This window comes from Halobacillus seohaensis, assembly GCF_042663045.1.
GTDB lineage: Bacteria > Bacillota > Bacilli > Bacillales > Halobacillaceae > Halobacillus_A > Halobacillus_A seohaensis.
Genome location: NZ_JBHSZV010000014.1, coordinates 1 through 15613, shown reverse-complemented (window position 1 = coordinate 15613; position 15613 = coordinate 1). Strand labels below are relative to the sequence as shown.

Sequence of the window (15613 nt, the reverse complement as noted above, 5' to 3'; positions counted from 1 at the left end):
TCACACTTTTGATTTAATATAGTCCACCGTATTTTGGTCTGTATTCTTAACAAGATGTACGAGCAATTCTTTGGCTGCTGCGTAATCATCTACATGTATGATAGACGATGAAGTATGAATATACCTGGAACAAATTCCTACGACGGCAGATGGTACACCATCATTCGTAATGTGAACCCTCCCTGCATCTGTACCTCCTTGAGAGACGAAATACTGATAAGGAATATCATTCGTTTCAGCAGTATCTAGGATGAAATCTCTCATGCCACGATGAGTAACCATTGATTTGTCTAAAATTCTCAGAAGAGCGCCTTTTCCTAGTTGGCCAAACTCTTTATCTTCCCCACTCATATCATTAGCCGGAGATGCATCTAATGCATAAAAAACATCAGGGTCAATCAGATGAGAAGCAGCTTGTGCCCCACGCAGACCAACCTCTTCTTGAACAGTAGCCCCAGAATATAGCTGGTTCGATATCTTTTCATCTTTTAATTCTTTCATAAGTTCAATTGCAAGACCACAACCATAGCGATTATCCCATGCTTTTGCTAGCACTTTTTTTTCATTAGCCATTGGTGTAAAAGGACATATTGGAACAATTTGTTGCCCAGGTTTAATTCCAATTGATTTTGCATCATCTTCATCATCTGCCCCAATATCTATGAGCATATTTTTTAATTCCATCGGCTTTTGACGCTGCTCAGGAGTTAAGTTATGTGGTGGAATAGATCCAATCACACCGACGACAGGACCATTATCTGTAATTACTTGTACACGTTGTGCAAGCAACACTTGATTCCACCAACCACCTAGTGTTTGAAATCGCAGCATACCATTTTTAGTAATTTGAGTGACCATAAAACCAACTTCGTCCATATGCCCAGCTACCATTACTCTTGGTCCCTTACCTTTTTTCACTCCAAAGACACCGCCCAGGCCATCTTGAATCGTTTCATCCGAATACTTTTTTAATTCATTTTTCATAAATTCACGAACTAAATGTTCATTACCAGGAGCACCGGGTAGTTCAGTTAGAGTTTTAAATAAATCTTGTGTCACATTATTCATTATTATGTACATCTCCTTTTTTTCTATCTGTTTACAGTTTAACGAAAAATGGTTCAGGTTTCTACTTAGAGAGATATATGTTTTAATTTCCTTTTAAACGGTAATTCTAGTATACTAAGAAGTAGTATATATTGATTAGAGGTGAGTGAACTATGAATTGGAAAAAAGTTGCAATAGCTGCAGGTGTCGGAGCACTGGCTGGCTATGTCGTTAAAGAACAAGTAGCTAACAAACAAGGCGTCACTCCTGAGAAAGCTCTAAAAATTGCCAAGGAAGCCTTCAAGAAACAAGGACCTATTAGTGGATCATGGATCTACATGAAGCCAGAAGAGCTAAACAGAAATGGTATTAACTACGATGTATACCGCGGAGGAATTTCTAAGAATCAAGATGGGGAAACCTCGCAATATGAGTTCTTTATTGACTCTGAGTCAGGCACAATTATTGATGTAAACGAACAAAGCGCATAGTAATAATTAATTTAATGATATAAAGTAAGCCCCCATTTTTAGAATGGGGGCTTGTTTTATTCATTATATTTAGATGGTGGACGAGTAACTGAATCAATAACTTTACCATCCGAATTAAATTTCACTGCACGGTAAAAAGCGTCGTGATAAAAGACGTACCATGCTTGTTTTTCATAACCATACGTCATCCATTTTTCCTTCTCTAATACAGATGAAACTGGATAATCATCGTAAGCCAGTACCCATAAAACATTTTGGTGAGCATGAGTAGGCATTATATCTGACATATGAATGAACGTTTCCTTATTATCTTCGAAAACAATAATTGAATGTCCATCACTATGACCACTCGTATGAACCATTTTCAGACCGGGAAGTATTTCTTCCTCACTTTCAAATGTATGTATCTTCCCCTCAATAGAACGCCAATTTATTTCCCAATATGTATTCTTTGAGCGGATATTAGGGTGTCTCATTTCATTCCACTCTACAGCATTAACATGAATTTCGGCATTCGGAAATGTGGGTACAAGTTTTCCTTCCTCCCACCTAGTCAATCCACAAGCATGATCAAAATGCAAATGAGTCATACACACTATATCAATATCATTTGTCGATAAATGTAATTCAGCAAGGCTTTTTTCAATTTTTGACTCTTCCTTTACCCCAAAAATCTGTTTTTGCTTTTCAGTAACTTTCTCATCACCAATACCTGAATCAATAAGAATATTCACATTATCTAATTGAAGTAGTATGGGATCAGTCCTTAATTCGATTTGGTTTTTCTCGTTCACTTCATATTTCTTACTCCACAAAGCTCTAGGAACAACTCCAAACATGGCACCTCCGTCCAGATGAGTTACACCACCATTTAACCAAGTCAGCTTAGCTCTTCCGATTGTTATGGATTCCATAAACTATCCACCTCCAGCAGTTATACAATCATTCTATCACATGGAGGCAGCGTTTTGTAAGCGTTAACACTAGTCGAAACGAACTTTACACCTATAGATCGGCTGTCCTTTTGCAGAGAACTTCTCTTCGTATTCAGTAGGCACATTTAATGGGTCTTCTAGATCATGCAAGTCTAATGAAACCTCTTCAATAATCATTCCATATTGAGAGAAGCTTGCGAGGGAATATTCAAAAAGACGGCGGTTATCAGTTTTAAGTGTCACTTGTCCTTTATCTTTTAACACATCCTGATATTGCTCTAGAAAATCAGGGTATGTCAAACGTCGTTTTTCGTGCCGAGTCTTAGGCCATGGATCCGAGAAGTTTAAATAAATATGATCGATCTCGTTTGTTTCAAACATATCTCTTAAATCCTGAGCATCTTCATTTATAAGACGAACATTATCCACATCAGTATCAAGGACTTTTTTTAAGGCCCCAACAATTACGCTTTTTACTCGTTCAAGTCCAATAAAGTTATAACCTGAATGTTGCTTACCCATTCCTGCAATAAACTGTCCTTTCCCTGAACCTATTTCTAAATGCAACGGCTGCTCTGTATTAAATTCTTTCTGCCAATTTCCTTTATGATCAAATGGGGATTGAACGACCACATGTTTATTTTCTTCCATATAATCGTCGGCCCACGGTTTGTTACGTAATCGCATAGATCATTGCCTCCTTTTATCATTAAAATCTTATCATGAAACCTCAATTGTTAAAAGTTTTTATGAAATTTGCAGGAAATGAATGGATCTGAGCTTATATAGCTTTAATTATAAACAACTCCAAGTTATCTCTAAGTTACTCCCAATTAGCATAAATAAAGCTGTATTTCACAGAAAATTAAGTGTTGGGTTGTAAGCGCTTTCTGTTATATGATTAGACTTGTGTTAACATATAACTATATAAATAGGAGTGAATGCTAACCGTGTTGAACCTTATTCGCACAACAATTGAAATGTCTGTCGTTGCTGTCTTCTCTATCCTTTTTGCAGGCTATGCTATGTTCATTTATCCATTTGAAAAATTAAGCGAAAAGTTAAGCTCTGAAGTTCGAGAGAAGAAAGTAAAATACGCTACTTTTTCACAAGGATAATTTATAAAATATAGAGATAAGAAACGCGTTGTTGAGTAAATCAACAACGCGTTTCTTATCTAAATTATATTGTTGTTATTTTGTGACGTATGACCATATCATGCAATTTTTGAATTCTAATATCCGCTTCGTAATATTCTCCGCGCATCATGTGCCATTGGATAAAAGAAAGAGATTGAGATAAAGCATACCATTTCATTCGTTCAAGTAAGTGATCATTTGGGATAACTCCATATTGTTCCATCCAATTTCCCCAGTCTTCCACAGGTATATAGGAGTATAATAACATACCTAAATCTAGTGCAGGGTCGGCTACCATTGCATTATCCCAATCAATTAAATACAACTGGTTCTTCGACGAAAGCAACCAATTGTTATGGTTCGTGTCACAATGACACACCACATGTTGATCATAAGCTGCTCGAGATAAATGATTCTCTAAATAATTTATCGCTTGATGAATCTCGATACGCGATCCGACTTGATCAAGTACTTTTTGGTTTTCTTTTAAATCTTCTAAAATTTCTTCAGGTGTTAGGGGATGCTTACCTAATCTCATTAGCATATCCAATAATTCAGTAGAATGATGAATTTTACTAAGCAAACTAGCTACTCTCGGGTGTTTCATCTCTTCTGTATTTAGCTCGCGGCCTTCAAGCCAGTCTTGTGCCGTAATAACATCGCCATTCTCTAACCTCTTCGTCCAGACAAGTTTAGGAACAATACCTTCAGCAGAAAGAACAGCGAGAAATGGGGAAGAGTTACGTTTTAAAAATAAACGTTTCTCTCCATTTTGAGCATAATATGCTTCTCCCGTGGATCCTCCAGCAGGAGTAATTGTCCAATTTTGACCAAGTATATCCTCCAACCAATTCACCGTCGATTCCTCAATTCTTCCAGTGATGCCATCACGTTTTAGTATAAATAAGTTTATCGCATTTTATAACAAAATCTGTAATTATTCCTACACCGTTCAAAATAACACCTTTTAATAGACTAACTCATTATTAGATAACCTTTCAAGAAAAACTTTCTACCCTATTAGGATAACTCGTGGTTTTGCTGATTTTTCAATGGTGCATTTATGACAATCAAGGTTCTGACCATCTGCTTGCATCAGTAGTAATTCACTTGACTCAAGAGTAATCGACTTCCCTTGAAACTCATGAATTCCCTTAAGTTTTGTATGTTTCCCAAAAAACACACTTACAAATAAACCTATAACTTTCCATTTAGGTAGAGGCTTAACTGAAATAATTGAAAAGGTTTGTTTTGATAAGTTAGCTTTGGGAGCAATCTTCATCCCGTTACCGAAATAAGGGTGATTTGCAATTGTAAATAATGATGCTTTTTTTAATTTAAGTTTTCTTCCGTCAATCGAAATGTCCACACTTACAGGTTTGAAACTATAAACAACTCTTAATAAGGCAATAACATAATTGAACGGATGTAAATGCCATTTTTTTAATCTTTTTCGAAATGATTGTTGATTAGAAAAATGTGCAACTTTACCATCTAATCCTACTCCTATACTATTTATAAAATAACGTCGTGAACGTTGATCTCCAAAATACTTGTAACATACACCTGGATAAAACGTAAATCGTTCAGGTGTATTTAATATTTTTCGGAACTGCTCTAATCCACCGCTAGAAATTCCTGCTCCTCTTGCAAAGTCATTACCTGAGCCCGCAGGAATAATTCCAACTGGGATTGTTGGGAAATGATGTAGTCCATTAAAAACTTCCGAAAGTGTACCATCTCCACCAATAACAATAACTGCATCAACGACGTCATGATGAATAGTGACGATTGATTGTACTAAACTTTCTGCATTACCTTGATACTCCGTTTGAAATGATCGACAATTCTTCTCTAAAAATAAAGGATCCTTTTGTATGGTTTGCATTAATCTCAGTGCTTTTCCATTACCTGCTTCCGGGTTCACTATGATTATATACATGAGTCATTTCTCCTATCAAAAGTATCAAATCATTATACATAAAAGGTACTATTATATTATACTAAGAATACAAAGGAGGAGATTTTCTTGTCTGTAGATTGCCAGTTTTGCGGTACATCGGTAATTTTACCCGAAAGTGGTGCCATTGTTTTAAGCAATAAAACAAAAGAATCGACTTTCCACTTACCTGTTCATCATGAAGATGAGAATGCTATAATCCATAACTATGATTCTCACTCTCAACTACTAGATTCATTACATAGTCTACTTCAGAATAATAATTCTAATCAGTGGGTGCACGTAATCAATAAAGAAAGTCGTCAATCATTTCCTATCTCTATAGATCATTTATATGAGAGGCTAAAACAACCAGAATTAACTTCAATTATTCATAACGGTGACTTCACTTCTCATTTACAACCTATTGTGGACATATCCAATAATGATATTTACGGATACGAATCTCTACTTAGAACTAAAGAACGGGAAGTAAATCCTGGGGAATTGTTTTCCCTCGCCCACAGAACCGGCCTTCACTCTATGCTTGATCAAAAGGCTCGTCGTTCAGCAGTGCAAGCAAAGTCCAAGCTTATACCCACAGGCCAAAAGATTTTTATAAATTTCTTACCATCCACTATTTATGTACCAGAATATTGTTTGAAACATACTTTTCAAATAGTTGAAGAATTTAATATCGACCCAGCTGATTTAGTTTTCGAAGTAGTCGAAACTGAAAAAATCACTGATGTCAATCACTTAAAATCCATATTTGATACTTATAAATCCTCAGGTATGAAAGTAGCGTTGGATGATGTTGGGACAGGTTATAGTACTTTAGAAATGCTTTCCTTACTTCAGCCCGACTTCGTAAAAATTGATCGATCCTACATTCAAAATTGTCATCGTATCTCTTCCCATCAGGATTTTTTACATGAAGTAATGGCACGAGCTGATCAATTTAATATCAAAGTACTAGCAGAAGGTATTGAAACCAAAGAAGAATGGGAGTGGCTTCAGTCAATTGGCGTCCACTACGGCCAAGGCTATTATTTAGGGAGGCCTCAGGAAACACCAAAGAAAGAAATCATTCTTCCTTCTTAATTGTGTCTAACTCCCATTCTGGGCGTCTGACTGCTACAGTTTTAGTATGATGAAGTAATTGACCCGCAACACGCAACTGTCCATGCTTTATAGGCATGGACAGTTTTCTTTTTTCACTTAACCAATGCTCAAATGAATTTTGATCGATGAATGTAGTTAAATACGGCTCTTGTGCTCCTTCAATCGTTAAGTTAGGAGCTAATACGACGTGTTTGAAAGAAAAATCATTCTCATATTTTTGCAGCACACTTCTTAAGAATGTTTCCGTACGTTTTAGTCCTATTAATGGACTAAATATCTTTTGATTACTATTCCCCTGTTTTATATGCCAGTGATGCTGATTGCTTGGATGTATTGTACCATCTTCCACATCCACAAACGTTATCAATTCAATCTCATAAGGTCCTATCAAAATGATTTCTGCTTCCATTGGCGCTTTTTTAAGTTCAACAATTGGTTTGTACATCACTAAATAATGATCAGGCAACCTTTGTAACAATAACTTAAGGTGTTCATCATTAGACGTTTTTTTATCAACGAAAGATTTCTCTATTAATGTGGTGCTAGCCCATTTAATTTGAAAAGGTAAAAGACCATCTAAAAAGTATTGTTTTAATTCGTGTTCAGTCGATGGTATCCATTGTTTTGTCTCTATTGACTTTTCCTTTCTCGGTTGCTTCTTTTTCTTTAAAAAAAGTGAACGTTTGGTTGTTCTTTCCTCCACATCTTCTGTGTGGTCTTCCTGTTCAGATACAAGCTCACCGTTTTCCCACAAACTTTTCATCTTTCGCCAATTTTCTTGTTTGAGCCGGATATACTTTGATGGATACTGATGAATATCCGATTCATATCTCGATATATAATCATATAGTTTAATTAATTGAGCCATCATCATTCTCCCTCTTTAAGCTAACCTGAGCTATCTCTTCATATTTCTTTCGTTGGCCTGGGTGAATTTTGCAGATGTAAAACCGATCTACAATCATCTGAAAAGTTTCTTCAAGAGTAGTTTCACCCGTATGAAAAGGCGAAAAACCATTCACCCATTTTTTTGCTAAAGTGACATGAGGAGAGTATTCTCTGTTTTCTGTTGGAAAGCCAAGTTCTGTCCCATTCCTTTCAACTATCCGTTTCATTGTTGTTAAGGAATTAGAGGTCTTGATGTCTACATGAAATACTCTTGGATGCTTCTCATTACCAAAGAAACTTGCAGGACCTAACTGTAAAGAAAAGGGGGAAGGCCAACTTTCACTTTTTAATTTGAAGATCCATTCTTCTATTTGTTCCTTTTGACACGCACCTAAAAACTTCAATGTGATATGAAAGTCTTCCGGATGAGTCCATACCTTATAGTTCATTTGTTTTCTTAGTTCATCTTGCCATTCTTCAAATTTATAACGAAGCGATTCATCTATAGGAATCCCGATAAAATAATGAGAACTCATGTAATTAGCTCCTTTCTAGAGTTCTGTACCCTTTATACAATATCAACATAAAGCGACTATCCTACTTCTGATAGCGTTCCCCCAATGTAAAAAAACGAATAACCTCGTTAAAATTATTTAGTTAATTGATAAAGCGATTTAGCATAAATCATTATAGATTTCATCATATCGTCCATTCTTACATGCTCGTTTTTTTGATGTGCAGTATCTGGGCTATCTTTAAATAAAGCTCCAAAGGCTACACCTGACTTTAGAGCTCTAGCGTATGTAGCTCCACCCATTGACTTAGGTGTTTCATCCTCATTCATTACGTTATTATATACTTCAAGTAATGTTTGAACGTAAGGATGCTCTTTCTTAATATGAAGAGCTTCTAAATGATCATAAATATCATGAGAACCCTCTCCTGCTTTAGCGAACCTTTCTAATTTCCCCACAATCTTCAGAGAACCAATCGTTACAGGGTAACGAACGTTTATTCCTACACGGCATCCCTTACCATTCTCCCAGTGAATCATCCCCATATTGCAGGTTAACTCACCTGAAACGTCATCCTTGTAGCTGCATTGTAATCCTTTTCCTGAAGTATCCTCAAGACTGTCATGAATGAGGCTTACAAGTTTATGGTGGTGGTGGCTTAATCCTATAGTTTTCAAAAAGTTTAATAATTTTATGGCTGCGTTAACGCCACGTTCAGGAGTACTAGCGTGAGCAGGTTTTCCATCAATTGTAATCTTCGTTAGATTATCATCATACTTAATGCTTCCAGTAAGATTATTTAACTTTAAAAAATCCGCGAATTTCTCGTCAATATCATTTGTCAGTATAACCTCGGCTCTCGCAAAATCTGGTACCATGTTTAAACGATCTCCACTAGTTAGTAAGAGCAAAGAATTATGATCAACTTGTTCAACTGGAAAAGTGAAGTAATCATCCAATAATCCTTTCTCAGCATGAATTACAGGAAATGATGCATCCGGGGAAAAGCCAAACTCAGGCATCGATTCTTTTTTAAAGTAATGTTCAATACCTTTCCAATCCCTTTCTTCATCCGTGCCAACAATAAGGCGTATTCTTTTTTTAGGTTGGAAACCTTGATCTTTCAAAATTTTCAACGCTATATATGCTGCCATAACAGGTCCCTTATCATCTTGTACACCACGCGCATAAATATTACCATTTTTTAAAATCGGACTAAAAGGAAGTGTATTCCAATCTTCACCTGCAGGAACCACATCCAAATGACCAAGAATACCGATAATATCCTCACCATCACCAAATTCAATATGCCCCGCCTGTCCATCGACATTTTTAACTATAAAGCCATCCTCTTTGGCAACATCAAGTAAGTAATTCAAAGCATCATCTATTGGCTTTCCATATAAATAATTCTCACTTTCCGTATAAACACTTGGGATCTCTAATAATGGGAACAGCTTGCGAATGTACTCCATCTGGTATTGTTCAGATATTGAGGATATTTTCATTTTTAGTGCCCCTTATCTATAAGCTTGTCATATGTTACCTTGTCACAAACTACATACAATTCAGCTTCATTTGGAAGTGTTTCATCCAGACGACGGTTAATAGTAAGATCATTTCGATCGGCTATTAAAGTAGCCCCCTTTGATAGTAATTCTTGAAAGGCATCTCTGTAAGTTGTCCATTCTTTTTTTACTGGAACATGATAAAGATCATCCCCTACAGAGCGACTGAGTAATTGGCTATATATTTCTGAAACGCCTTTCCTAAAAGCAGAACGGACAGCTAGAGAAGAAATTGTTTCATTGGAAATAACAAATTCATCAACATTTGCATGTTGGAAGTTTTTTATGTGTCTTTCTTCCATAATTTCTGCAACTGTATGAACATTCGTAGCTACGGTTTCTATAGTTGATGCAATAAGCAATGTTTTACCATCGATCATTTGATCACTGTCGAGTGACTCATCAGCAAAGATTAAAACCGCCCTTGCTTCCTTAAGATTTGCTTTTTCTAGAGTGGATTCATCTGACGCATTTCCTTTAATATAATGAATGTTATCTGATAAGATCGGAGCTTCCTTTAATTCATCAACTATAACTATCTCTACATCTTTTTCGGTCCCAATCATTTCATTAACAGCAAAACGTGCTTTTTGTGACCAACCGATGATTATAAAATGTTGTTTTTCTTTATACACAATATCACCTTCCACTCTTTTTTTTCTAAAAACGGAAAAACTGTCGATAATTTTACCAATAATAACACCAATTAGACCGATACCGAGGATATACAAAACCATCGCGATCATACGACCAGCTATAGTAACAGGGAAATAATCTCCATAACCTACCGTTGTAACAGTAGTCATTACCCACCAAAATCCATCAAAGTAGCTTGGGAATGTTTCCTCCTCTACTACAACGATGAGCATCGAGGATAGTAGAACGAGTAAAGCACTGGTAATAAACAAAACATAATTATTAATTTTAACCATTTTCCTTAGAATTCTTCTTAATATGAGCATTTTTCAAGTTCCTCCTAACTTTAATCATTTGTAAATTTAGTGAATTATCTGTTAAATTAAAATTAATATGTAGCCCTCTCCAACCATTTAAGGTAAAATAATATTAACTTCAAGATTCACTGGCACCACAGATTCCTATGAATGAAAATAAGGAGTGGTTTTTTGAATCATCCATCATCCCGTATGTTAAATCGAATTAAAGCTGTTTATTTGTACATCCAGAATAATGGACCAGTATCAACAACTCAGCTAGCCGATGAGTTCGGGCTTACGGATCGGACGATGCAAAGAGACTTAAGCATTTTGGAATACAATGGACTCGTTTCAAGTCCTAATCGTGGAAAGTGGACAACGACAGAAAAGAAAGTAAAAATCTCATAGTATGTAAAGGAACACCCAGAACTAATTGGGTGTTTTTTTAGTCGTTCAGTTTTGTAATAGAAAATAAGTAATTTAATTCTTCTTCCTGAAGCTCGCGATACTCTCCCAACCCCAAGTCATTATCTAGGTCCAAACCGCCAATGCTGAGCCTTTTTAGGTATGTCACTTTTTTCCCTACAGATTCAAACATTCTCTTTACTTGGTGAAACTTACCTTCTGTAATAGTTAATTCAATTTCCGATTGCTCACCTTGGGTTATTATGTCTAGTTTAGCTGGTTTAGTAACATAACCATCATCGAGCATTACCCCTTTAGAGAAGCTTTCAATGTCTTCATCTGTCACTTCTCCATCAATATGTGCAAAGTAAGTTTTACCAATATCTTTCTTAGGTGACGTTAACCGATGGGAGAGCTGGCCGTCGTTTGTAATCAGTAATAGCCCTTCCGTATCTTTATCTAACCTTCCAATTGGAAAAGGCTGAAACACCAAATCTTCAGGTTGCAATATATCAATTACAGTTAAATCATGAGCGTCCTCTGTTGCTGAAAGTACATCCCCAGGTTTATTGAGCATGAGATAAATAAATTCTCTATACTCTACCGTCTCCCCAAGGACTGTTACAAGATCTGAATGGGGATCAACATGGGTCTTAGCACTCCTCTCAGCTTGTCCATTCACTCGAACGTTTCCGCCTTTCAACAGATTCTTAACTTCTTTTCTTGTCCCATAGCCCATGTTGGCTAAAAGCTTATCGATACGCATTTGTTTTTCCACCTATCTATTATGTTTCAGGAATTTATCTAATACTCGCACACGACCGCCTAGAATTCTTTCTAATAATGTCGTTTGATAAGACATCCACATATAAATTATTCCTCCAAGACCAGCACTTAGAAAGAGGGCAAATAGAGCAGCCAAACGATTCTCCATTGGGTCCCAAACGAGACTGAATCCCCACTTAATTACCCAAATAAAGACCGCCATAATGAACGTAAGAATGAGAATGAGTAAAGTTCGTTTATAAACTTGCTTATATGAAAAATCAATAGCTCTTTGGATACGCCAAAGATTAAGCGTAACCCCCGTCAAAACAGCTAAACCAGTAGCTATAATAGAACCTTTAGCACCGAACATGATAATAAACCATGAGTTAGTAGCAAATTTGATAAATAATCCCGCACCGAGACTAACTAAAGCAAAATTTTGACGATTAACACCTTGTAAAATTGCTGCCGTTACGGTATATAATGCAAACAATAATCCAACAGGCGCATACCATCTCAATAAAAGACCATAATATTCTACATTTTCAACTCCGTAAAATACTCCAAAAGCTTCATAAGATAATAATGAAAGACCTACGACTGCTGGTAGAATAAGCAAGGCAATAATTTGTAAAGCTTGATTAATTTGATGATTAAGCAGTGTCATATCTCGTTTTGTAAATGACTTTGTAATCGCCGGCAGTAATGCAAGGGAAAGACCAATACCTAGCGTTACGGGAATAATAACTAACTTATGACTCAAAACATGGATAGCGGAAAGGGAAGCACCTGAAATTTCTGCTAAGCCTGATGAAGCCATGGCCTTATTAAAAGTGAATTGGTCAATTAGTTGATAAAGAGGAGTAGCAATCCCTACTAAAATAAAAGGTCCAGCATAACTGATTAATTCCTTGTACATTGATTTTTTTGATAAATCATACGTGTATTCTTGCTTCGCTAATTGTCGATCTAAATAGGGCTTGCGCTTTTTCCAAAATATAATTAAAACGATTAGAGAAGCAATTCCCCCAATAAATGCTGCAAAAGTTGAATAACCAATCGCCGTAGATACATTCCCATCCATTACATAAAGAATGAGATAAACAGCAACTAGCAAAAAGATAATTCTTACAATTTGTTCAATGACTTGAGAAATGCCTGTAGGTGCCATCGATTCATTACCCTGGAAAAATCCACGAATAATACTCATACTTGGAATAATAAGCAAGGCAAAGCTTACCATACGAATCACCATCGCAGTATCTGCCACTGTAGCACTGGAATCATCATCTGCTAAACTAAACTGAGCGATGTACTCAGCACTTAGAAATAAAGTGAGAAACGCAATGATTCCCGTTATTCCCATTAATTGCATACCAGACCTAAACATTTCACGACCTGTTTGATAGTCTTCCAATGAATTATATTTCGATACAAATTTTGACACAGCCATCGGAACACCAAGTGTAGATAAACTTAATAAAATGTTGTATGGTGTATAAGCGTAGAAATAAAGTTCTATGCCCTCAGGACCAACCATTTGTTCAAACGGAATAGTATAGATCATTCCTAAAAATTTTGACAAAAATGTCGCCCCTGTCAAAATCATTGTACCTTTTAAAATTTTCGACATAATTTTATCTTCACCTTCAATTATTTTATAATCAACTTTATCTATTTTATCATAAATGCGCAAATAACAATGGAATTGTGATGTAAAAAGAAGGCTAGGTTAAATGTTAATGTTGATAGTTGCCCAAGTTTCGGAAAAGCTTATTCAACAATCGGGCATGATTGTTGAATAAACTTTTCCGAAATTGAGCGGCCGTTCCGTCATCAGTAGGAGTAGAAGGAGAGGTGCGGAACATCAATGAATATTAGAAGTTGCACACAGACATTGATATAACAACATGTTTATCCTCTGTTTTCAATGGAGAAAGGCCCCTATTCAAGTGCGTGAAAAGCGAGATCCCGCCGCAGAGCAAGCTCGAGGAGACTCGCCGTCTGCCAGCGAAAAGCGAGTCGTTTCCCATCCCCCATTCGCATTCTTAAAAACACGGAACTACGGTGGGAGATTCTATACTCTACACCGCCTAAATAATTGTTGACATCATCTCGTTCGGCGTTGATGGGGAGGAAATTGGCGAGACTCCTGCGGAAAAGCGTGCGCGTCGAGACCCCGCAGCGTAGCGAGGAGGCTCGAGGGCTCGTCCGCGGAAAGCGAGCGAACTGCCTCCCCATCAACCATTATCCCTTATTACACAATATGGGTATTTAACGAAATAAAATAAGCAAATTACTTAATAAATAAATTGGTGTTTTTTGTAAAATAACACCAATTTAACACGGTCAAAAAGAAAGGAAGTTTAAAAATGGACTATCAAGTAATCGTCATAGGCGGGGGACCGTCCGGATTAATGGCAGCCATTGCCGCTGCAGAACAAGGGGCAAAAACCTTACTTCTTGATAAAGGAAAAAAACTTGGTACAAAATTAGCAATATCAGGTGGTGGGCGTTGTAACGTTACAAACCGACTGCCGGAAGAAGAAGTGATTAAGCACATTCCGGGAAATGGTCGCTTCCTTTACAGCCCTTTTTCTATTTTTAATAACTACGATATTATAGATTTCTTTGAGAACCTTGGTGTAAGCTTGAAAGAAGAAGACCACGGACGAATGTTCCCACTAAGTAATAAAGCAAAAGATGTCGTAAATGCACTTCTTTTACGTCTGGAAAATTTAAATGTGAAAATCCGTACAAGCACACCAGTAGAAGCTATAGATTATGGAGATCATTCACACGAAGTGATCTTAAAAACAGGAGAAAAAATTCAAACCCAATCTATTGTCCTTGCCGTTGGCGGCAAAGCCGTTCCCCATACTGGTTCAACAGGTGATGGATACGCTTGGGCAAAAAAGGCTGGACATACAATTACAGAACTTTTTCCTACAGAAGTTCCCCTTTTATCAAAAGATCCCTTTATCAAAGATAAAGTACTCCAGGGGCTTTCCTTAAGGGATGTTGAGGTCTCTGTTTTAAACAAAAAAAATAAAACAATAGTTACTCATAAAATGGACATGTTATTTACCCACTTCGGTCTATCAGGCCCTGCAATCTTACGTTGTTCCCAATATGTAGTAAAAGAATTTATGAAAGGGTATCGACCTGTCACTATTAAAATTGATTGTCTACCTAATGAAAGTGAACACTTGATAATGTCACAATTACAAGATCAGATAAAAATGAATTCTAGAAAAACTTTCCGAAATGTAGTTAAAGGATTAATTCCTGAAAGGTTGTTGGATTATTTATTAGAAGTTACGAATATTTCTCATGAAGATAAAGCTGCTAATATTTCGAATCAACAGTTGCGTCAGTTCGTTGAATATTTAAAGCATTTTAAAATAAACGTTCACGACTCGCAACCGATAGAAAAGGCATTTGTTACAGGGGGGGGAGTTTCTATTAAAGAAATAATACCGAACACTATGCAGTCCAAATTGATGGATCGGCTTTATTTTTGTGGTGAAATTCTCGACATTCATGGTTATACGGGGGGCTACAATATTACGTCAGCTATGGTAACCGGAAGGGTTGCTGGTATACATGCAGCTTATGAAGCATTGTAATCACCATCTACTTCGAAATATTATTAAAAAGGATTGAGATGCTTAATCGCTTCTCGACTTTTTTTAAATGAATTCTAGTTCTCTACCAATTTTGAAATTAAAAATATGATTTATACTAAATAAATAAAAAATCCGAAAGCTAAAAGCTTCCGGATTTTTTATTTAATGTGGCAGCGTCCTACTCTCACGGGGATCGACCCGACTACCATCGGCGCTGAAGAGCTTAACT

General features: G+C 36.6%; 16 protein-coding genes. 5 read left to right on the top strand and 11 right to left on the bottom strand.

Going from position 1 to position 15613, the window contains the following annotated elements; genetic code table 11:
* The gene (locus ACFQIC_RS06380) at positions 1-1068 is read right to left on the bottom strand and encodes a M42 family metallopeptidase (RefSeq protein WP_204707498.1); all 1068 of its coding nucleotides are present in this window, start codon (positions 1066-1068) and stop codon (positions 1-3) included.
* A 152-nt stretch (positions 1069-1220) separates the two neighbouring features.
* Here ACFQIC_RS06380 and ACFQIC_RS06375 point away from each other — a divergent pair, with 152 nt between their 5' ends.
* On the top strand, positions 1221-1538 hold the full coding sequence (locus ACFQIC_RS06375) for a PepSY domain-containing protein (protein WP_204707500.1): 318 nt from the start codon (positions 1221-1223) through the stop codon (positions 1536-1538).
* Between the two features lie 56 nt (positions 1539-1594).
* Here ACFQIC_RS06375 and ACFQIC_RS06370 read toward each other — a convergent pair whose 3' ends face one another.
* Both ACFQIC_RS06370 and trmB read right to left on the bottom strand, forming a co-directional pair.
* Positions 1595-2452, bottom strand: a complete 858-nt coding sequence (locus ACFQIC_RS06370) for a YtnP family quorum-quenching lactonase (protein WP_204707502.1) — start codon at positions 2450-2452, stop codon at positions 1595-1597.
* Between the two features lie 69 nt (positions 2453-2521).
* The gene (gene trmB, locus ACFQIC_RS06365) at positions 2522-3160 is read right to left on the bottom strand and encodes a tRNA (guanosine(46)-N7)-methyltransferase TrmB (protein ID WP_204707504.1); all 639 of its coding nucleotides are present in this window, start codon (positions 3158-3160) and stop codon (positions 2522-2524) included.
* A 263-nt stretch (positions 3161-3423) separates the two neighbouring features.
* On the opposite strand from trmB, the gene ACFQIC_RS06360 reads away from it, so the two are divergent.
* Complete coding sequence (locus ACFQIC_RS06360) at positions 3424-3591, top strand: hypothetical protein (protein WP_204707624.1); 168 nt, start codon at positions 3424-3426, stop codon at positions 3589-3591.
* A gap of 64 nt (positions 3592-3655) precedes the next feature.
* On the opposite strand, the gene ACFQIC_RS06355 is transcribed toward ACFQIC_RS06360, so the two are convergent.
* Both ACFQIC_RS06355 and ACFQIC_RS06350 read right to left on the bottom strand, forming a co-directional pair.
* Positions 3656-4459 (bottom strand): phosphotransferase, encoded by an 804-nt coding sequence (locus tag ACFQIC_RS06355; protein ID WP_204707620.1) that lies wholly within the window; start codon positions 4457-4459, stop codon positions 3656-3658.
* A 165-nt stretch (positions 4460-4624) separates the two neighbouring features.
* Complete coding sequence (locus ACFQIC_RS06350; protein ID WP_204707506.1) at positions 4625-5554, bottom strand: diacylglycerol/lipid kinase family protein; 930 nt, start codon at positions 5552-5554, stop codon at positions 4625-4627.
* Positions 5555-5641: 87 nt separating this feature from the next.
* Between ACFQIC_RS06350 and ACFQIC_RS06345 the strand changes: the two genes are divergently transcribed.
* A complete protein-coding gene (locus ACFQIC_RS06345) occupies positions 5642-6655 on the top strand; it encodes an EAL domain-containing protein (RefSeq protein WP_204707508.1) in 1014 nt (337 codons plus the stop codon).
* Here ACFQIC_RS06345 and ACFQIC_RS06340 read toward each other — a convergent pair.
* From ACFQIC_RS06340 to ACFQIC_RS06325, 4 genes are all read right to left on the bottom strand, one after another.
* Entirely contained in the window at positions 6639-7544 is a 906-nt protein-coding gene (locus ACFQIC_RS06340; RefSeq protein WP_204707510.1) for a nuclease-related domain-containing protein, read from the bottom strand. The genes ACFQIC_RS06345 and ACFQIC_RS06340 overlap by 17 nt on opposite strands.
* On the bottom strand, positions 7528-8100 hold the full coding sequence (gene thpR / locus ACFQIC_RS06335; RefSeq protein WP_204707512.1) for an RNA 2',3'-cyclic phosphodiesterase: 573 nt from the start codon (positions 8098-8100) through the stop codon (positions 7528-7530). Before thpR ends, ACFQIC_RS06340 begins: the two co-directional genes overlap by 17 nt.
* Before the next feature lie 113 nt (positions 8101-8213).
* Positions 8214-9587, bottom strand: coding sequence for a dipeptidase PepV (gene pepV, locus ACFQIC_RS06330; protein WP_204707514.1), 1374 nt, complete (start codon positions 9585-9587; stop codon positions 8214-8216).
* Positions 9588-9589: 2 nt separating this feature from the next.
* The gene (locus ACFQIC_RS06325) at positions 9590-10609 is read right to left on the bottom strand and encodes a potassium channel family protein (protein ID WP_204707516.1); all 1020 of its coding nucleotides are present in this window, start codon (positions 10607-10609) and stop codon (positions 9590-9592) included.
* A 183-nt stretch (positions 10610-10792) separates the two neighbouring features.
* Here ACFQIC_RS06325 and ACFQIC_RS06320 point away from each other — a divergent pair, with 183 nt between their 5' ends.
* Positions 10793-10990, top strand: a complete 198-nt coding sequence (locus ACFQIC_RS06320) for an HTH domain-containing protein (RefSeq protein WP_390216995.1) — start codon at positions 10793-10795, stop codon at positions 10988-10990.
* A gap of 37 nt (positions 10991-11027) precedes the next feature.
* On the opposite strand, the gene ACFQIC_RS06315 is transcribed toward ACFQIC_RS06320, so the two are convergent.
* Entirely contained in the window at positions 11028-11753 is a 726-nt protein-coding gene (locus ACFQIC_RS06315) for a pseudouridine synthase (RefSeq protein ID WP_204707520.1), read from the bottom strand.
* Between the two features lie 12 nt (positions 11754-11765).
* Positions 11766-13388, bottom strand: coding sequence for a putative polysaccharide biosynthesis protein (locus ACFQIC_RS06310; RefSeq protein ID WP_204707522.1), 1623 nt, complete (start codon positions 13386-13388; stop codon positions 11766-11768).
* 739 nt (positions 13389-14127) lie between these two features.
* Between ACFQIC_RS06310 and ACFQIC_RS06305 the strand changes: the two genes are divergently transcribed.
* Positions 14128-15384, top strand: coding sequence for a BaiN/RdsA family NAD(P)/FAD-dependent oxidoreductase (locus ACFQIC_RS06305; protein ID WP_204707524.1), 1257 nt, complete (start codon positions 14128-14130; stop codon positions 15382-15384).
* Positions 15385-15613: the final 229 nt, after the last annotated feature.